At 40.1% G+C, this 17,407-nt stretch carries 16 protein-coding genes; 9 read left to right on the forward strand and 7 right to left on the reverse strand.

Features of this window, described 5'->3' with window-relative positions; genetic code table 11:
* Positions 1-165 precede the first annotated feature (165 nt).
* The 3 genes from PR767_RS09260 to PR767_RS09270 all read left to right on the forward strand — a co-directional run bounded on the left by PR767_RS09260 (position 166) and on the right by PR767_RS09270 (position 2,863).
* Positions 166-840: a response regulator gene (locus PR767_RS09260; RefSeq protein ID WP_004912118.1), complete on the forward strand. Its 675-nt coding sequence runs from the start codon at positions 166-168 to the stop codon at positions 838-840.
* Positions 830-2,191: a sensor histidine kinase gene (locus PR767_RS09265; RefSeq protein WP_004912120.1), complete on the forward strand. Its 1,362-nt coding sequence runs from the start codon at positions 830-832 to the stop codon at positions 2,189-2,191. Before PR767_RS09260 ends, PR767_RS09265 begins: the two co-directional genes overlap by 11 nt.
* A 96-nt stretch (positions 2,192-2,287) precedes the next feature.
* On the forward strand, positions 2,288-2,863 hold the full coding sequence (locus tag PR767_RS09270) for a cysteine hydrolase family protein (protein ID WP_004912122.1): 576 nt from the start codon (positions 2,288-2,290) through the stop codon (positions 2,861-2,863).
* A 20-nt stretch (positions 2,864-2,883) separates the two neighbouring features.
* On the opposite strand, the gene PR767_RS09275 is transcribed toward PR767_RS09270, so the two are convergent.
* Entirely contained in the window at positions 2,884-3,726 is an 843-nt protein-coding gene (locus tag PR767_RS09275) for a D-amino-acid transaminase (protein ID WP_272520208.1), read from the reverse strand.
* 450 nt (positions 3,727-4,176) lie between these two features.
* A complete protein-coding gene (locus PR767_RS09280) occupies positions 4,177-4,701 on the reverse strand; it encodes an anti-virulence regulator CigR family protein (RefSeq protein ID WP_117162375.1) in 525 nt (174 codons plus the stop codon).
* A 332-nt stretch (positions 4,702-5,033) separates the two neighbouring features.
* Here PR767_RS09280 and PR767_RS09285 point away from each other — a divergent pair, with 332 nt between their 5' ends.
* From PR767_RS09285 to PR767_RS09305, 5 genes are all read left to right on the forward strand, one after another.
* Positions 5,034-6,284 carry a mechanosensitive ion channel family protein gene (locus PR767_RS09285; RefSeq protein WP_004912130.1) on the forward strand — a complete coding sequence of 417 codons (1,251 nt, stop codon included), beginning with the start codon at positions 5,034-5,036 and terminating at the stop codon, positions 6,282-6,284.
* A gap of 300 nt (positions 6,285-6,584) precedes the next feature.
* Positions 6,585-9,014 (forward strand): DMSO/selenate family reductase complex A subunit, encoded by a 2,430-nt coding sequence (locus tag PR767_RS09290; protein ID WP_004912136.1) that lies wholly within the window; start codon positions 6,585-6,587, stop codon positions 9,012-9,014.
* 11 nt (positions 9,015-9,025) lie between these two features.
* Complete coding sequence (locus PR767_RS09295; protein ID WP_110731999.1) at positions 9,026-9,643, forward strand: DMSO/selenate family reductase complex B subunit; 618 nt, start codon at positions 9,026-9,028, stop codon at positions 9,641-9,643.
* A gap of 1 nt (position 9,644) precedes the next feature.
* Positions 9,645-10,421 (forward strand): dimethyl sulfoxide reductase anchor subunit family protein, encoded by a 777-nt coding sequence (locus tag PR767_RS09300; RefSeq protein WP_272520209.1) that lies wholly within the window; start codon positions 9,645-9,647, stop codon positions 10,419-10,421.
* 151 nt (positions 10,422-10,572) lie between these two features.
* Positions 10,573-11,166 carry a TorD/DmsD family molecular chaperone gene (locus PR767_RS09305; RefSeq protein WP_272520210.1) on the forward strand — a complete coding sequence of 198 codons (594 nt, stop codon included), beginning with the start codon at positions 10,573-10,575 and terminating at the stop codon, positions 11,164-11,166.
* Positions 11,167-11,224: 58 nt separating this feature from the next.
* Here the strand turns inward: PR767_RS09305 and PR767_RS09310 are convergent, their stop codons facing one another.
* Positions 11,225-11,767, reverse strand: coding sequence for a DUF924 family protein (locus PR767_RS09310; protein WP_004912147.1), 543 nt, complete (start codon positions 11,765-11,767; stop codon positions 11,225-11,227).
* A 401-nt stretch (positions 11,768-12,168) separates the two neighbouring features.
* On the opposite strand from PR767_RS09310, the gene PR767_RS09315 reads away from it, so the two are divergent.
* Positions 12,169-12,438, forward strand: coding sequence for a hypothetical protein (locus PR767_RS09315; RefSeq protein WP_004912150.1), 270 nt, complete (start codon positions 12,169-12,171; stop codon positions 12,436-12,438).
* Between the two features lie 41 nt (positions 12,439-12,479).
* Here PR767_RS09315 and PR767_RS09320 read toward each other — a convergent pair whose 3' ends face one another.
* The 4 genes from PR767_RS09320 to PR767_RS09335 are packed head-to-tail and all read right to left on the reverse strand — an operon-like array spanning position 12,480 to position 17,402.
* Entirely contained in the window at positions 12,480-14,219 is a 1,740-nt protein-coding gene (locus PR767_RS09320; protein WP_196718742.1) for an acetyl/propionyl/methylcrotonyl-CoA carboxylase subunit alpha, read from the reverse strand.
* A gap of 16 nt (positions 14,220-14,235) precedes the next feature.
* On the reverse strand, positions 14,236-15,810 hold the full coding sequence (locus tag PR767_RS09325) for a 5-oxoprolinase/urea amidolyase family protein (protein ID WP_117162378.1): 1,575 nt from the start codon (positions 15,808-15,810) through the stop codon (positions 14,236-14,238).
* A 9-nt stretch (positions 15,811-15,819) separates the two neighbouring features.
* A complete protein-coding gene (locus PR767_RS09330) occupies positions 15,820-16,626 on the reverse strand; it encodes a putative hydro-lyase (RefSeq protein ID WP_004912159.1) in 807 nt (268 codons plus the stop codon).
* Entirely contained in the window at positions 16,623-17,402 is a 780-nt protein-coding gene (locus tag PR767_RS09335; protein ID WP_109911569.1) for a LamB/YcsF family protein, read from the reverse strand. The genes PR767_RS09330 and PR767_RS09335 overlap by 4 nt, the downstream gene beginning before the upstream one ends.
* Between the last annotated feature and the right edge of the window lie 5 nt (positions 17,403-17,407).

Consider the following 17,407-nt stretch of genomic DNA (forward strand, 5'->3'; position numbering starts at 1 on the left):
GCTCTTATTGTTTGAGTGATGAAATGATAATAAACAATCTATTTCTTTGTACCTTAAAAATGAGTTAAACCAACCTTAAGATATGCTTAAATCTGATTCAAACTTGAACTATGCATATTGTCTGACACTCACTGCCTGCTTATACTTGTTCGTAGAGGTGATAATATGAATATCCTATTAGTCGAAGATGATCTTCAGTTGGGAAAGGCACTATGTCGAGGGCTGGAATTGGCAGGCTTTAGTCCTTGTTGGGTAAGGCTACTTGCAGACGCAAAATTACAACTTGCATCCCGTAATTTTGACTTAATGCTCTTAGATTTAGGCTTGCCTGATGGCGATGGCCATGAAGAACTCATTACTTGGCGTAATATGGGGGAAACTATCCCAATAATTATTCTTACAGCAAGAAACCAAATGGATAACCTAGTCTCTAGTTTAGACTCAGGTGCAGATGACTTTTTAACAAAGCCATTCGCTATGCCTGAGCTTATTTCTCGAGTAAAAGCGGTTAGCCGCCGTATGGCTGGTTTTTCATCTGAAATATGGCAACTAGGTAACCTGCAATTAAATCCTCTTAATCACCAAGTGACCCTTAATGAACAATTGCTATTGCTCTCCGGGAAAGAATATTTATTACTCTATGAATTAATAAGAAATGCGGATAATGTTGTCAGAAAAACAGATTTAGAGCAGCGTCTATTCGGGTTAGACGATGTGGAAAGTAACTCTTTAGAGGTTCATATTCATAATTTACGCCGAAAAATAGGTAAAGAGCGTATAATTACTATCCGTGGTATTGGTTATTTATTAAAAAAAGAAGCACCACTAAGTGAAAGTTAAATCATTTTTTATTTATACATTCGGACTACAAATTAGTTCAGTTATTTTTCTTTGGCTGTTATTAGTTGGTTGGCTACAATTTTTTTATTGGCCTTCAATTCATGATGAATTAAATGAACAACAGAACGTCATCACTCAAGGGTTTGCTAAAACACTTGATGTGGTTGCTGATAAGCCAGAATATTTCAATAAAATTGCTGATAATCTACAAGAACTTTATTCTACGGCGATGGAAAGTGGCGACGATATTAGTTATCGACCGTTTATGATTGTTAGAGATAAAGAAGGAAATGTCTATTATCGAAACAGTGACAAGCTACACGTTCCATCGCTGAAATCCGTTTCTGAGCTCGCTGTATTACATAAAGACTGGCACTTTACGTCTGCATGGAATGACAAAAATACCTTTGAAGTTGTGATTGCCGAATCTTATAGTGACCGTAAATCTTTATTAGGTAGCCCAGCCGAAGGCACCGCCATCCCCCTCGCTTTTATTTTGGCTATTATGCTGTTAGCGATTTTAATTACTGCTTACTTTAGCCTACGGCCTTTAAGGCAATCTGCAAAACTAATTTCTAGCCGCCAGCCGGGTAATTTAACGCCAATAGAAACGAAAGAACAATATAAAGAAATTAGGCCTATCATTGCGGCAATCAATAACCTTATGTCTCGTGTTGATGCTGCAAATCAACGCGAAAAGCGTTTCATGGCAGATGCCGCACATGAATTACGAACACCGATTGCAGCTGTCATAGCTCAATTACATTTATTAATGCAAATTGATAATCCCAAAGAAAAAGAAGAAATTATTAATGATATGCAAGAGACTTTAAATCGAGCTGCTTCTCTATCACATCAATTAATTGACTTAGCACGCTTAGAAACTGAAGATTTTTTATTAAATAAAGAGCAAATTGACCTTCCTGTATTAATCAGTCACTTAATATCCTCACATATACCTTACGCCATTAACAAAGACATTGATGTCGAACTACAAAGCCCAAAATCTTTTTATATCCTCACTGATAAACTTGCACTGAGTAATATTTTTACCAATTTGATAGAAAACGCGATTAAATACTGCCCAGAAAAAGGGAAAATAAAAGTTATTTTAAAAGACCTGACTCCATTTGGTGGAACTATTTCTGTTCAAGATAATGGCCGAGGAATTCCAGAAGAAAGCCGTCAACTTATATTTTCTCGTTTTTATCGAGTTCCTGGAACAATGGAAACCGGAAGCGGTTTAGGTTTATCTATCGCTCATAATTTAGCCCATAAAATCGGTGCTGTAATTAGAGTTACTGATGGATTAGACAATCGAGGCATTGGTTTTATTATTGACTTACCCTAAATCTAATTATGTTATTGAGTTAACAGCATTCACTATTTTTTCTAGCTAGAATACACCTTTTATAAGTTAATATACGTACACTTAAAAGAGGCAATAATGTCCAAGGCATTAGTTATTATTGATCTCATTGAAGAGATAATTGGTAAAAATGGCTTATCTAATTCAAGCTATCAACAGACTTGCTCTCGCAAAATCGTTGAAAAAGCCAATCAAGCAGCACAATATGCAAGAAGTCATCATATCCCAGTTATTTGGGTTAAAGTTGGGTTTTCAGACAATTACCACGATGTTCCTGCTGGCTCCCCAATGTTTCAGCAAGCCAAAAGCCTTGGTGCCTTAAAATTAAGTGGTAATGGGTGTAATTGGGCTCATGACCTTGAAGTGGCATTTCGTGACCCTGTTATGATTAAAAAAGGGGTTTCTGCATTTGCAGGAAACCATTTCCATAAATGGCTTACCGAAAATGGCATTACAGAATTGTTTATTGGCGGAGTTAGTACCGTAAAAGCCATTGAAAGTACGGCTCGGCAGGCTCATGACTTAGGGTATTATGTCACTGTACTTGAAGATTTATGTGCCGCTCCAACGCCAGAACTCCACCAGCAAAGTATTCAGGCATTGGATGGAATGGTAACGGTTTCTTCCGTTAAAGAATTTATGCAATTAAAATAACACTTAGGTATCTCATGAGATTATTTTAATTTTTGCAAGTATATCTCCCGCAGCCGGGTAGCAAGTTTCCCCGGCTTACCTTCCCCAATTAATTGGTTATTCACCATAATAACTGACCAAACTAATGTCGTTGCAGAAGTAATAAAGACTTCTTTTGCTTCTAACATTTCATCAATGCTAAATGACTTTTCAACAATGTCTATTTCTTGCTCCCGAGCAAGCTGTAAAATTGCTTGGCGAGTAATACCTGGCAATATCTTATTACTTAGCCCTCGTGTTTGTATTTGGTTCTGAGGGTTAATAATAAAACAATTACTGGAACTTCCTTCCGTAACATAGCCATTTTTAACAAAAATAGCGTCATCTGCACCTTGTTGCTTAGCGTATTCTTTCGCCATAGAAGCCGCTAATAAGGCGACTGTTTTAATATCACAACGTTGCCAACGAATATCATCGACAGTGATGACTTTTATTCCATATTTAGACTTTTCATTTTCAACAATCTTCGTCTTTTGTGTAAATAAGACCAATGTTGGCTTCGTTTTATTATCAGGATATAAAAAATTGCGTTGTTTTGCATTACCACGAGTCAATTGTAAATATACAAGCCCTTCCTCTATATTATTTTGTAGAACTAATTGAAGATGAATTTGCTTTAATTCTGCTAAATCGTAAGGTAATGATAGCTGTAATTCAGTACAAGAACGCTGCAAGCGGGCCATATGATGTTCAAAGTCAACTAGCTTACCGTTAATTATTGCTGTCACTTCATATACTGCATCAGCAAATAAAAACCCACGGTCAAAAACAGATACTGATGCTTCTTCTTCAGGTAAAAACTGGCCGTTCACATAAGCGATCATGCGCTGTATTCCTTTATCAATCAAATAATTACCTAACCTCTATTTAACCATACACCATATTGTAAAAATTACCTTTCAATTCTTCACATTTTTGTAATCATTTATAGATTTTCATCCGTCTTATCGGAGTATCTTTCAACCAAAACGAATGTCAGCAAAGAGATTAAAATATAGTTTAATATTTAAAATTATTTTTAATATTAACTTGACATTAACATGCTAATGGCTAAAATGCTCTCACGTGATCTGAATCACATTTTAATTTGGAGTTACCGATGAACAGCATCAAAGAATTTATCAGCAGTGTGCAAGAAGTTATTGAATTACTCTCTAAACGTTTTATGTAAGCAAGTTAATCATTTTGTAGTCAATCAAACCTTTTAGTTACCTAATCATTAGCGTTAATTGCATTTATTTTGCACAACGACCTTGCAATCAAGGTCGTTTTTTTTATTCAAAAACATTTTCAATAATTTCAGCGACAACCATTGTCCCTATCGCAACTAAAATAAGATCCTGACCACTTACTTTCCATTCATAGCCGACATAAACAGGTAATTGTGCCAAAAATGGTGAAGGTAACGTTTTTTTTGCAATACCTGGAGGAAGCGGTTTTCCCCTACTCACTTGCTTTGCAATACCTGGCGGCAAGCCTCGATATCCCGTCAAACCATATTCAATAGCCAAAGGCCTTACATGACCAAAACTCACATTAAAACTCACATTCGAACCCCGTTGTTTATCGTAATACTTGTTCGATTTGGCATGTTTTAGCTGTTGATTGCCATTCTCTTTATTTGGTTTATCTTTGTTCTGATTCCCTTTATTTCCATGAATTTTTTGATTCCCCTTACCATTTTCTTGACCTTGATTGCCATTAGAAGATGAATTTGCAAATAATGGCGTACAAGCAATAACAGGCAATAAGATATACTGCAAAAGAACTGAACAAATCGGTTTTTTAAATATGTTCATAATAAATTCCTGCAAAGTTAATATAATATTAGGAGTATTTTTAAGAACATTATGCTTAGTTATAGAGACTCACAATCAGAAAATACTTATCACACGTAATGTTATGTAAATGTTACTTAACCCATCAAATTAACGAATGTCCTCCTTTATAATAACCTTTATTATCATTAGTATTGCTTTCATATACTAAGCAATACTTAGAACTAACAATAAGAATTAGGACGGAGTTTAATATTGTTCGCCATGAATTTTCATTACTAATATGATAAGGTCGTTTGACTATCTAATATTTTTATAAGTAATCGTTCCTAACCCCTAAAGAAGGAGAAACCATGCAGCAGCAACTGCTAGACTGGGTACGTCAGTTCAACCAAGATTACGCTAACCTTGCCTCTTTACTGATAGTGCTCGGTTTAATTCTGATCGTCGCCTGCGTATTACATTTAATTCTACATAAAATATTACTTCCACAACTCGAAAAGCGCGGGCAAAAAAGTGCAGGAACTTGGGTTCATTTAATCACTCAACATAATCTTTTTAATCGCTTTGCTTTTGTTATTCAAGGTGTTGTTGTCAATATCCAAGCAACGCTATGGTTGCATTCAGGTTCGACAGCACAAGCCGTTCTAAAGGTCGGTTCACAAGCATGGTGCCTATTATTTGGCTTACTCACCCTCTATTCTGTTCTTGATATTATACTCGGTGTGCTCCAGCGTGCCGCCAAAACTGCGCATTTACCGCTTAGAGGAATATTCCAAAGCCTTAAGCTGATTGCCACAATTTTAATTGGCATCATGATAATTGCGCTATTAATTGGTAAATCCCCACTAATTATTCTCAGCGGTCTTGGCGCAATGACCGCCGTCATGATGTTAGTTTTTAAAGACCCCATTATGGGCTTAGTTGCAGGAATTCAACTTTCAGCCAATAACATGGTTAATATTGGTGATTGGTTAGAAATGCCTAAATACGGCGCTGATGGCGCTGTTGTAGATATTGGTTTAACCACAGTAAAAGTGCGTAACTGGGATAACACAGTTACAACCATTCCTACTTATGCCCTTATTTCTGATTCCTTCAAAAATTGGAAAGGAATGACTGAATCAGGTGGCCGCAGAATTAAGCGTAGTGTCCGCTTAGATGCCAGCAGTGTACATTTTTTAACACCTGAAGAAATAGAGCAATGCATTAAAGCAAATTTACTTGAACCCTATATCGAACAAAAAATATCGGAGATTCAAGTCTTTAATTCTAGTCTACCTGATGATAAAGCGGTTCCTTTAAATCAACGCCGTTTGACGAATATAGGGACTTTCCGAGCTTATATTGAAGCTTATTTAAAATCACACCCTAATATTCACAAAAATATGACGATCATGGTCAGGCAGCTAGAATCTGACACAAATGGTATCCCAATCGAAATATATGCATTTACCAATACAACTGTATGGGTGGAATATGAAAGAATACAGTCAGACATTTTTGACCATATTTTTTCCATCCTTCCGCAATTTAATCTGATGGTACATCAATCACCTACCGGAAATGATGTTAGAATGATAGGCAATTCCCCAGAAAAATAATTAATACTAAGTGATTAGTTAAATTTTCTTATTCATCTACATCTAAAGTGGTATTTAAAAGAGGGATATATCCCTCTTTTTCCTTAGTTCTTGCCCCATCGCTATATAAAAATTAATATTTCGATAGTTAATAAAAATAAAACTAATTTATGTTCCGATGAATAAAAAACCCTTATAAATTAAATAAATACATTCACCTTATCAGGGATAACATTGATGTAAGTCATGTAACTCAACAGAAACTTTTTTTAACATATAAAACAAGAAAGTAATGTTGTTATTTACATATAGGCAATGTCAATGCATAAAAATAAAATAAATACTCAATTTGGAGAACTGAGCAGGAGGGAGTTTATACAAACCTCTGCAACCGTTGCGGGTGTCGCTGCTGTTGCTGGCTCAATCACTCTTCCTTTTGCTGTTCAAGCAAAAACACCAGCAATCATGCCTGACGAAGTCAGTGAAAAAATTAGCTATAGCGCATGCTTAGTAAACTGTGGTAGCCGTTGTCCGTTAAAAGTTCATGTGAAAGATGGTGTTATCAGCCGTATTTCCAATGAAACGATGTATGACGACTCAACATTAGGTGAACACCAAATCCGTCCATGTTTACGTGGTCGTTCAGTGCGTTGGAAAACCTACAACCCAGATCGTTTAAAATACCCAATGGTTCGCGTTGGTAAACGTGGTGAAGGTAAATTTAAAAAGATTTCATGGGATGAGGCGACAACCATTATCGCCGAAAAACTGAAGTATACTATTGATAAATATGGAAGTGATGCCATTTATTACCAATATGGCTCGGGTTCAACAGGCGCAAACTTACACGGCCGTGCCGCTTGTAAACGTTTATTAAGCTTAACCGGTGGTTTCTTGGGTGATTATGGCACATATTCATATGCTCAATTAATGGAAATCACGCCTTACGTATATGGTAGCGTAGAAGAATCCTATTTATCTGAAATCCAAAATTCTGACTTAGTTGTCATGTTTGGCCACAACCTTGCTGAAACACGTATGTCTGGTGGCGGTCAATTTTACGAAACTCTCAATGCGTTAGATAAAAGCAAAGCAAAAGTTATTATCATTGACCCGCGCCGCACCGATAGCGTCACAACCCTTGGTGCAGAATGGATCCCAATTTATCCAGGCACTGATGCAGCATTAGTTGCGGCTCTCGGCTATGTCATGATCGAAGAACAGCTGACTGATGAAGAATTTCTGAAAAATTATTGTGTCGGCTGGGATGAATCGACCTTACCTGCTTCTGCACCGCGCAATGCATCATATAAAGATTATATTTTAGGAAATGGCCCTGATGGTATCGCTAAAACACCGGAGTGGGCAAGCAAATTAACGGGTATCTCAGTCGCACGTATTAAGCAACTTGCACGTGAAATCGGCAATGCAAATAGAGCATGGATCTCACAAGGCTGGGGCTTACAACGCACAGAAAATGGCGAGCAAGCTTGTCGCTCCATTATGATGTTACCTCTGATGTCCGGCAACATTGGTCGTGCTGGAACAAATACTGGGCTGTGGGGGAATAGCTATGCTTACCCTGTTGCAGGTTTTGCTTTACCTAACCCAGTAAAAGCCTTGATTCCGACTTATATGTGGTCAGAAGCGATTGTTCGCGGAAAAGAATTAACTGCAGAAAATGGTGGCATTAAAGGTGTTGATAAACTAAACAACGACATCAAGTTTATGTGGTGTTACTCCAGTAATGTCATTGGTAACCAACATGGCGATTTAAATAAAACGCATGAAATACTGGCGGATGAATCAAAATGTGAATTTATTTTAGTATGGGATAACCATGATACCCCATCCGCAAAATATGCAGATTTATTATTACCGGATGTCACAACGGTTGAAACCAACGATTTAATCAATAACTCCTATGCAAGTGGTGCGTATCACTATTTAGTTCGCCTACAAAATGCGATTGAGCCACTGTGGGAAAACCGCCCTAACTATGATGTTTTAGCCGAAATTGCTGAAAAAATGGGTGTAAAAGAGCAATTTACCGAAGGCCGTACCTACGCTGAATGGATTGAGTTCTGTTATAACAAAACACGTGAAAAAATGCCTCATTTACCTGAGTTCAGCGAAACCGACGGAGCGGGTATTATCGATCGTAAGTTCCTGAACAGCTCAGAAAATATTGCATTGAAGAAATTCCGTGATGACCCAATCAATAACCCATTAAAGACGCCGTCAGGTAAAGTGGAAATCTATTCAGAACAACTGGCTGAGCGTGTCAAAAATTGGGAGTTACCCGAAGGCCAGCGTATTCCTGCAATTCCTGAGTATTGCGTCAATAAAGAAGGCGTTGAAGCCCAAGCAAGCCAGCAAAAACATCCGCTATTAATGACGGGCTTTCATGATAAAGGCCATGTGCATTCATCATATTATAATGTTGCGATGCTCCGTGAAGCCATTCCACATCAGTTTTGGCTCAACCCAATCGATGCTCAGCAACGCGGCTTGAACAATGGTGATATGGCGGAAATATTTAATGACCGTGGGCGTATTCAAATTAAAGTGAAAGTAACAGAGCGTGTATTACCTGGTGTTATCGCCGTTCCACAAGGTGCATGGCGTACTCTCAATGATGATGGGCTAGATGTCGGTGGTTGTATCAATACACTAACCTCACATGTCCCTTCGCCATTGGCTAAAGGTACCCCACAACATACTAACCTTGTTGAAGTTAAACGCGCTTAAGGAGTTGAATGATGAAACAATATGGCTTTTACTTTGACTCCACAAAATGCACTGGCTGTAAAACGTGTCAAGTCAGTTGTAAGGATGAAAAAGATTTAGATTTAGGTCCAAAATTCCGTCGCGTCTACGAATTTGGCGGCGGTAGTTGGCAAAAGCAAGATGGTATCTGGCAACAAAACGTCTTTAATTACTATCTTTCTATTTCATGTAACCATTGCTCAAACCCGACTTGTGTCGCGGGTTGCCCAACTGGTGCAATGCATAAACGTGAAGAAGATGGGTTAGTCGTGGTTGACCAATCCATTTGTGTTGGTTGTCGTTATTGTGAGTTGCGCTGCCCGTATGGCGCACCACAATTTGATGAGAAGAAAAAACTAATGAGTAAATGCGACGGCTGTTATGAGCGTGTCGCAAAAGGGATGAAACCTGTTTGCGTTGAATCTTGCCCGCAGCGTGCTTTAGATTTTGATGATATTAATGTTCTTCGTGAATTACACGGCACGGAGTGTGGTATTGCGCCAATGCCAGACCCAAGCCTGACGAACCCGAATATTGTTATCAAACCACATAAAGATGCGAAGCCATTTGGCGATAAAAGTGGCGAATTAAAGAACCCTGCGGAGGTATAAGATGCATGAATTACCACTCGTTTTTTTCACCGTCTTAGGACAGTCAGCTGCTGGGCTTTTCTTACTCGCTTATATCAGCCGTAGAATGGGTTCTATTGACGATAAACAGTTAAAAACTGCCAATATCGTGGCCTTTATTATTATGATAATAGGCTTAGGTATCGGTGGGTTACACGTTGGCCAACCACTACGCTTCTTTAATATGCTGCTGGGTGTAGGCCGTTCACCAATGAGTAATGAAGCGTTCTTGAGTGGCGTATTTGTTGGATGCGCTGCTGCAACGTTGTTTTTTACTTTGTTTTTCAAACATACGTTATTACGTGAACTGGCTAATATTGCTGCGGTAGTGTCAGGACTTGCATTTGTTTGGTCAATACCTCAGGTATACAACATCGCCACTATTGCTAACTGGAATACCGGTTACACCACACTACAAATGTGGATGACGATGTTAGTCGGAGGCGGTGCACTCGCCATTGCAATCGGTGCTCGTGGCCTAGGTATTGCTTCATTCTTAATAGGTACTTTCGCTATTTTTGCTAGCCGTGCTGGTTACCAAGCTTTCTTAACCGAAACTGGTCCAGCTCTTAGCAACGAACAAACTGGCTTCTGGGGTTTCCAAGTCGTTGTCTTAGCCATTGCTTTAGCCGCATTCGTTGGTATGGCGTTAAAGCACCGCGCACCAAAAGCGACATTAGCGACTTGTGCTACTGCAGTATTATTAGCTGAACTTGCTGGCCGCATCGCATTCTATAACTTGTGGCAAATAACTATGTAAGACGTTGTTATTACTATGTTATAGTGTTTCATAAAAGAACCCCACTTGGGGTTCTTTGTTTAGAAATCCAACACCATCCTGCATCAATATAACTGCAGGAAATCAGATAATGATGTCAGCCTTTAGCACGAAATAAGACGGATAAAATAATATGATTGACACGACAATGATCCGCATCCTTGGTGCGTTTTTCTACTACCCTCCGCAATCGGACACTTTACGCAATGTCTACCCTGTCTTGGGTGAAATACCACAATTACATTCTTGGGAAAACCCTGAGCAAATTCAGGCTATTTGTACTTTGTTGTCACAAATACAACCTGATGATATTGCGTATGATTATTCAATTTTATTCGAAGGACAAGGTAGTATGCCCGCTCCGCCTTGGGGCTCAGTGTATTTAGAACATGATAATACGGTTATGGGAGAGTCAACAACGGCTTATCGCGACTTCTTGCAAACGAAAGGTCTAGTCACTGATACAGGGCTACGAGAACCAGAAGACCAATTTGGCTTAATGATGATGGCCGTTTCTGCTTTAGCGGAACAAGAGGACGACAGCGCCATTATTACTTTATTTGAGCAATATTTATTGCCTTGGGCATATCGCTATTTAAAGTTAGTGCAGCAAAGCAAAACAGAGACTGCTTTTTACCCTACCCTTGCACAACTCACTGAAATTTACCTTAAATCACTACAATTGGAATTAGGGTTATCTCCAGTCAATACTGAATTATTCCGCTAAATAAAATACTAAACCAAATGAGCTTATTAAACAAAACATGGGCTCATTTGGTTGCAACCTAAAAAGAAGAGTTTGGCTCTTGTAAAAATGCAATTTCTTCTTGTGTTGATGCACGGCCTAAAATTTCATTACGGTGCGGATAACGGCCAAATTTATCAATAATCGCTTTATGTCGCATTTCAAAATCTAATGTGCCGTCGTCACCCAGCATGCGAAATAGCTCAACTGCCTGTAAATGAATAAAACTCGATTCAGAATGCATAAATGGCATTAGAACAAACTTGCGCTGTGATAATGTCAGGAGATTATAATCATGTTGCTTAATCGCCTCTTGCGCTAATGCTAAAGCCATTGCGTCTTGAGCAAAAGACCTTGGCGTATCACGCCATAAATTACGAGAAAACTGGTCTAGAACAATAATTTCCGCTAAGCGCCCACGAATAGATGCCCGCCAATAAGCTAATTCTCCCTTAGCTGCACGTTCGCAAATATGCGCAAACCGTTGTGCTATCGTCAAATCAAATTTAGCGCTTTTTTCAAACCATTGTTTTGGTGTCGATTCCTCAAACCAAAATGAAAGCACTTCTTCCATGGCATTCATGATTTATTCCTATCTATTTTCTTATTAGTGGTTGTCATAATCCTAGTTAAAAAGAGCCTTAATTGACAGGCTTGAGCTCTAATATCGGTTAATTGCAGATAATTATTTTGTTTTTTGCGATCTAACACAAAAAAACACTCATTATCAACAAGGTAATTTTAACAATATTCCGCGTTATTTATTATTAAATCATTTATTTTCTATTTATAATAATTCGCAACTTTTTAATTTATAAAGATTTGCTTTTTAGTGTGCATAAGAGAATTCATCATGCCTAAATACATACATTTGGTTAACTCAATGTTAGAATTTAACCTATAATGCGTATGTGAATTAGATAGTTACTTACAGTCATTACTTTCAGCGGTTCATATTGGTTCTTATTAAGGAAGGCAATGTAAATGGCAGGACATATGGTACTCATTGGTTGGGCGTTATGGGTTAGCCCTTGTGGCACAGATTCATGTGATGCGTTACCGGTGACTGAAACTATTTTTACACAAGAACAATGTATTAGCCGAAAAAATTACCTAGAATCTAAGCGACCGAACCTCTATTTTCTCTGTGGTGAGGTCTATCGTGATAGCAATGAAATGACCGCTGAAGAGAAACATACCATACCCGCACCGCATCTCCCTCTCAGAACATTGCCAGAACGGCTTTCCCGTTAGTTTGAGCTAACTCCTTTAGCTCAAACTAAACAGGCACCAAATTAAATAATTTCAGCTATTGGGCTCTCTGCTTCAACAAAATCCCCTTTAATAGCCCCGTGTTTCAATGTTCCGGCTCGGTGTGCAACAATTTGCACTTCCATTTTCATTGCTTCCATTACACCGATTACATCCCCTTTTGAAACATTATTTCCCTGAGGGATCAGCCAATTAAACAATATCCCAGAGATGGGGGCATTGACCGCATCAGGATTGTGGACCTTCTGAGGCGCAGAATGGGCTGCTACGGAGTTATTACCTGAAAAACGAGAAAACAATTGAGTGGGTAAACCTAACTCGCAACGCTTTCCATCGATTTCAATGAAAGTACGTGTTATCTCAGGGTCCGATAATGGAATTTGCCGTTTTGCCGGTGGAATTTCCACATTAAATTCGGTCTCTATCCAACGCGTATGTACACTAAAATTATCACAAAAATCAGTTTGTTCCATTACTGCACGGTGGAATGGTAAAACTGATGCAACACCTTCAATAGTAAATTCAGCCAATGCACGGCGTGCACGCGAAATAGCTTGCTCTCGAGTACGACCCACTACAATTAATTTCGCCATTAACGAATCAAAGGTGCCCGGTATTGTAGTTCCAGCCATTACGCCACTGTCAACACGCACTCCAGGCCCCGATGGTGCATCAAAAACGGTAATGGTGCCAGGGGTCGGTAAAAACCCGTTTCCAGCATCTTCAGCATTAATACGAAATTCAAAAGCATGCCCTCGTGGGATCGGCATCTCCTTAATACTTAAAGGTAAGCCTTCTGCAATTCGTAACTGCTCAATCACTAAGTCAATACCTGCGGTTTCCTCTGTGACTGGGTGCTCAACTTGTAATCGCGTATTCACTTCTAGAAATGACAGCGTTCCATCTTGGCTTAACAAAAATTCAACGGTTCCTGCTCCAACATAACCTGCTTTACGGCAAATATCGGTAGAGGCTTGAATAATTTGTTGTTGTTGACTTTCGGATAAAAAAGGTGCTGGCGACTCTTCAACCAGTTTCTGATTACGACGCTGCAGTGAACAGTCACGGGTTCCCACCACCAGCACGTTGCCATGCGTATCCGCAATAACTTGTGCTTCAATGTGCCGAGGGTTATGCAAAAACTGTTCAATAAAGCATTCACCACGACCAAATGCCGCAGTCGCTTCACGTACAGCCGAATGATAAAGTTCTTCAACTTCATGGAGTTGCCAAGCGACTTTGAGCCCTCTACCTCCACCACCAAACGCAGCCTTAATGGCAATAGGCAAACCATGTTGATGGGCAAATTCGAGGACTTCTTGTGCGCTATTCACCGGGTCTTTTGTGCCAACCACTAGCGGTGCGCCGACCTGCATTGCAATATGACGAGCCTGAACCTTATCGCCTAATATATCAATACTGTTTGCGCTAGGCCCAATCCAGATTAACCCTGCGGCTTCAACTGCACGCGCAAACTCAGCCCGTTCAGATAAAAAACCATATCCTGGATGCACCATCGTCGCACCTGATTGCTGAGCGAGACTAATCAGCTTTTCAATATTCAAATAACTCTCTGTGGGGGAATTTCCTCCAAGCCCGTAGGCTTCATCCGCCATTTTGACGTGGAGTGCATCAATATCGCTATCCGCATAAACGGCAACAGACTGAAAACCATAATCACGACATGCACGGATAATACGAACTGCGATTTCGCCTCGATTAGCAATCAATACTTTATGGTTTTTGTTATTATTCATGTTCATAAGCACAATGGCTCCCTTACAATGCTTTAAATTCACCGAGTGGATTAAAACGTATTTTGGCATTCACCGGGATTTGTCCTGCTAAATCCAAATGGTATTCACATACCGCGCCAATAACGGGATAACCGCCAGTTAAAGGGTGGTCGTTGAGAAACAAAACGGGCTGGCCATTTGCTGGCACTTGAATAGCCCCAATGCAAGTCCCTTCACTCGGTAGCTCCTGTAATTGTTCGCGTTCTAACGGTTTTTCACTCAATAAGCGCAGGCCTATACGGTTTGATGACGCAGTGACTTGCCATAATTGATTCGTTAGTTGCTCAACGGCTTGTTTTGTAAACCAATCCGTTCGAGGTCCCAATACCACATCCAAAACCACTATGTCGCTTTCAGCGGGATAATCAAAAATAGGTGTTTCATACAATGAAACGGCTAATGAAGACGAATTGGTGTTAACCGTTAATGTTTGGCCTGCTGTAATTGGGGCTGGACCAACTTGCGCTAACGTATCAAACGAACAACTCGATAAAATAGGTTCTATGTTAAAACCACCCCGCACAGCAAAATAGCTACGTACACCTTTGTTCGGCCGGCTTAGTTTAATGGTGTCGCCTTTTGCTAAATGAATTGGTTGATAAGTATTAACTTGATATTGTTCGTGTTCTGCCGTGATAACGTCAATAATACAAGGCGCTCCAGTCACTGCAACAATAAGGTCTTTGTGTACCTGAGCCTTAAACCCACCTTGTGTTATCTCTAAAGCGGGTGAGTCTGATTCATTCCCCACAATACGGTTTGCACTACGCAATGCCGATTTATCCATACTGCCTGATTCTGAAATACCTAATGCCGATTGGCCAATACGCCCTAAATCTTGAAATAAAACCTGTAACCCCGTCGTTAAAACGGTTAAATCAGCAGTGGTACTCTCAGGTTTAGTTTCACTTTCTACTTTAGTTGGCAAGCTATAGCTAATCTGACTTTTCGTTGCATCAACAAAGTTGACCCGCGTTCCTGCCTGAACTAACGCAGGTTCAGGTCGATTGATATCCCACATTAATAGCTCAGTCACACCAATCAACTGCCATCCGCCAGGGCTAGCTTGTGGATAGACACTGCTAAACTCTCCCGCTAATGCAACAGAACCCGCAGGAATGCGCACCCTTGGTGATTGACGCCTTGGAACATTCAAATTAGCGCCTTTCGAAACCATGTAACCAAAACCTGGGGCAAAACCGCTAAATGCAACCTGAAATTCATTTTCTGTATGACGACGTATAACTTCAGCGGTGGATATACCTAAATGCAATGCAACATCGGATAAATCCTCCCCATTATAATGAACAGGGATAGTGACCAATTTGCTGGCCTTGCCGACGACACTTGACACATCCCTAAGCGAAATCTTTTCAACCAAATCATTTACATCAATCTTGATCGGGTTATAGCGAATTAAAATCGTCCTTGCTGCTGGCGTAATTTCGTCAATCCCATAAATTGGCATTTCTGTTAATGAATCAGTCAATGCCATTGTTTGTTCAAGACTTTCTAACTCCACCATAAAGGCACTTAAATTGACGGGTAAAAATCTCAATTGGCACCTCTATATATGATATGCGGCATCGGGTACATCCGTAATAAACATGTAACCAGGTGCATGGCTTAATGCGAAAGGAACCCCTGATTTCATCACTGCCGCTTGAGGCGTTACGCCGCAAGCCCAAAAAACGGGGATTTCCCCCTCTTCGATACGAACCGCATCACCGAAGTCAGGTTGCATAATGTCAACAATACCTAATTGTTCTGGCGCACCAATATGAACAGGTGTGCCATGTACTGCGGGAAACCTGCCAGTAATACTCACAGCATCCGCTACTCGATTTGCAGGTATTGGTCGCATTGAAACCACTAGCTCCCCTTGTAAACGCCCAGCTGGGCGACAAAGGTGATTAGTTTTATACATCGGAACATTGGATTTATCGGTGATATGCCGTACATCAATACCGGCTTCAATCATTGGTGTTTCGAAAGTAAAACTGCAACCAATTAAAAAAGTCACTAAATCAGGATATTGTTGGTAAATCGATGTCGCATCCGTAATTTCAGCGGTTAACTGACCATTTTCCCACACACGGTAACGTGGAATATCAGTACGTAAATCAGCACCTTCAGCTAAAACAGTTTGCCAACTCCCTGCTTCGCATACGTCCAAAACAGGGCAGCTCTTTGGATTACGCTGAGCATATAATAAAAAATCAAATGCCCAATCGCGTGGCAATGCAATCATGTTGGCTTGAGTCATGCCCGGAGCAAGGCCAGCTGTTGGTTTGTCATATCCTTCGCGGATAGCAAGGCGTGCAAGACGAGCGGCTTCAATGGCCTGCTGTGATGCCTTCATTAGCGGTGTCATTCGCGGTCTCCTTTATGAGCAAAACCATAAATTTCAATACCTTGTTTCTCTAGAATAGCGCGTACCTGTTTTGCCATTTCAAGAGCGCCAGGACTATCGCCATGAACACAAATTGACCCCGCGTCAACCGGTGTAAATTTTCCATCAATTGACATCACACCGTCCTCCATGACCAATTGCAACATGCGGTCTGCGACTATCTGTGGGTCATGTAATACAGAGCCGGCTAATTTTCGAGATACTAATGTACCATCGCTGTTATAAGCTCTATCAGCAAAAGCTTCTGCGACGACATTTAAGCCACATTCTCTCGCCCACTCAATTAATGGCGATCCTGCTAATGCGACTAATATCAGCTGCTTATCAATGGCTAATATCGCATCAATCACCGCCATAGCTTGACGTTTATCATGAGCAATCGTGTTATACAATGCTCCATGGGGTTTAACATATAAAACTTGTGTTCCTGCTGCGGTTGCTAACCCTTGTAATGCACCAATTTGATAAATCACGTCCGCAGTTAATTCATTTGATGCAATATCCATATTACGTCGACCAAATCCCACTAAGTCGGGATAACCAACATGAGCACCAACAGCAACACCATTTTCCTTCGCTGCTTTAAGGGTTTTTAATATCCCTTCTGGCGAACCCGCATGAAAACCGCAGGCAATATTGGCACTACTAACAACAGGAAGAATGGCGGTATCGTTCCCCATTTCCCATTGCCCAAAACTCTCCCCAAGGTCGCTATTTAAATCAATTTGCTTTCTCATGGCTT

The sequence above is a fragment of the Providencia sp. PROV223 genome (assembly GCF_028479245.1).
GTDB lineage: Bacteria > Pseudomonadota > Gammaproteobacteria > Enterobacterales > Enterobacteriaceae > Providencia > Providencia rettgeri.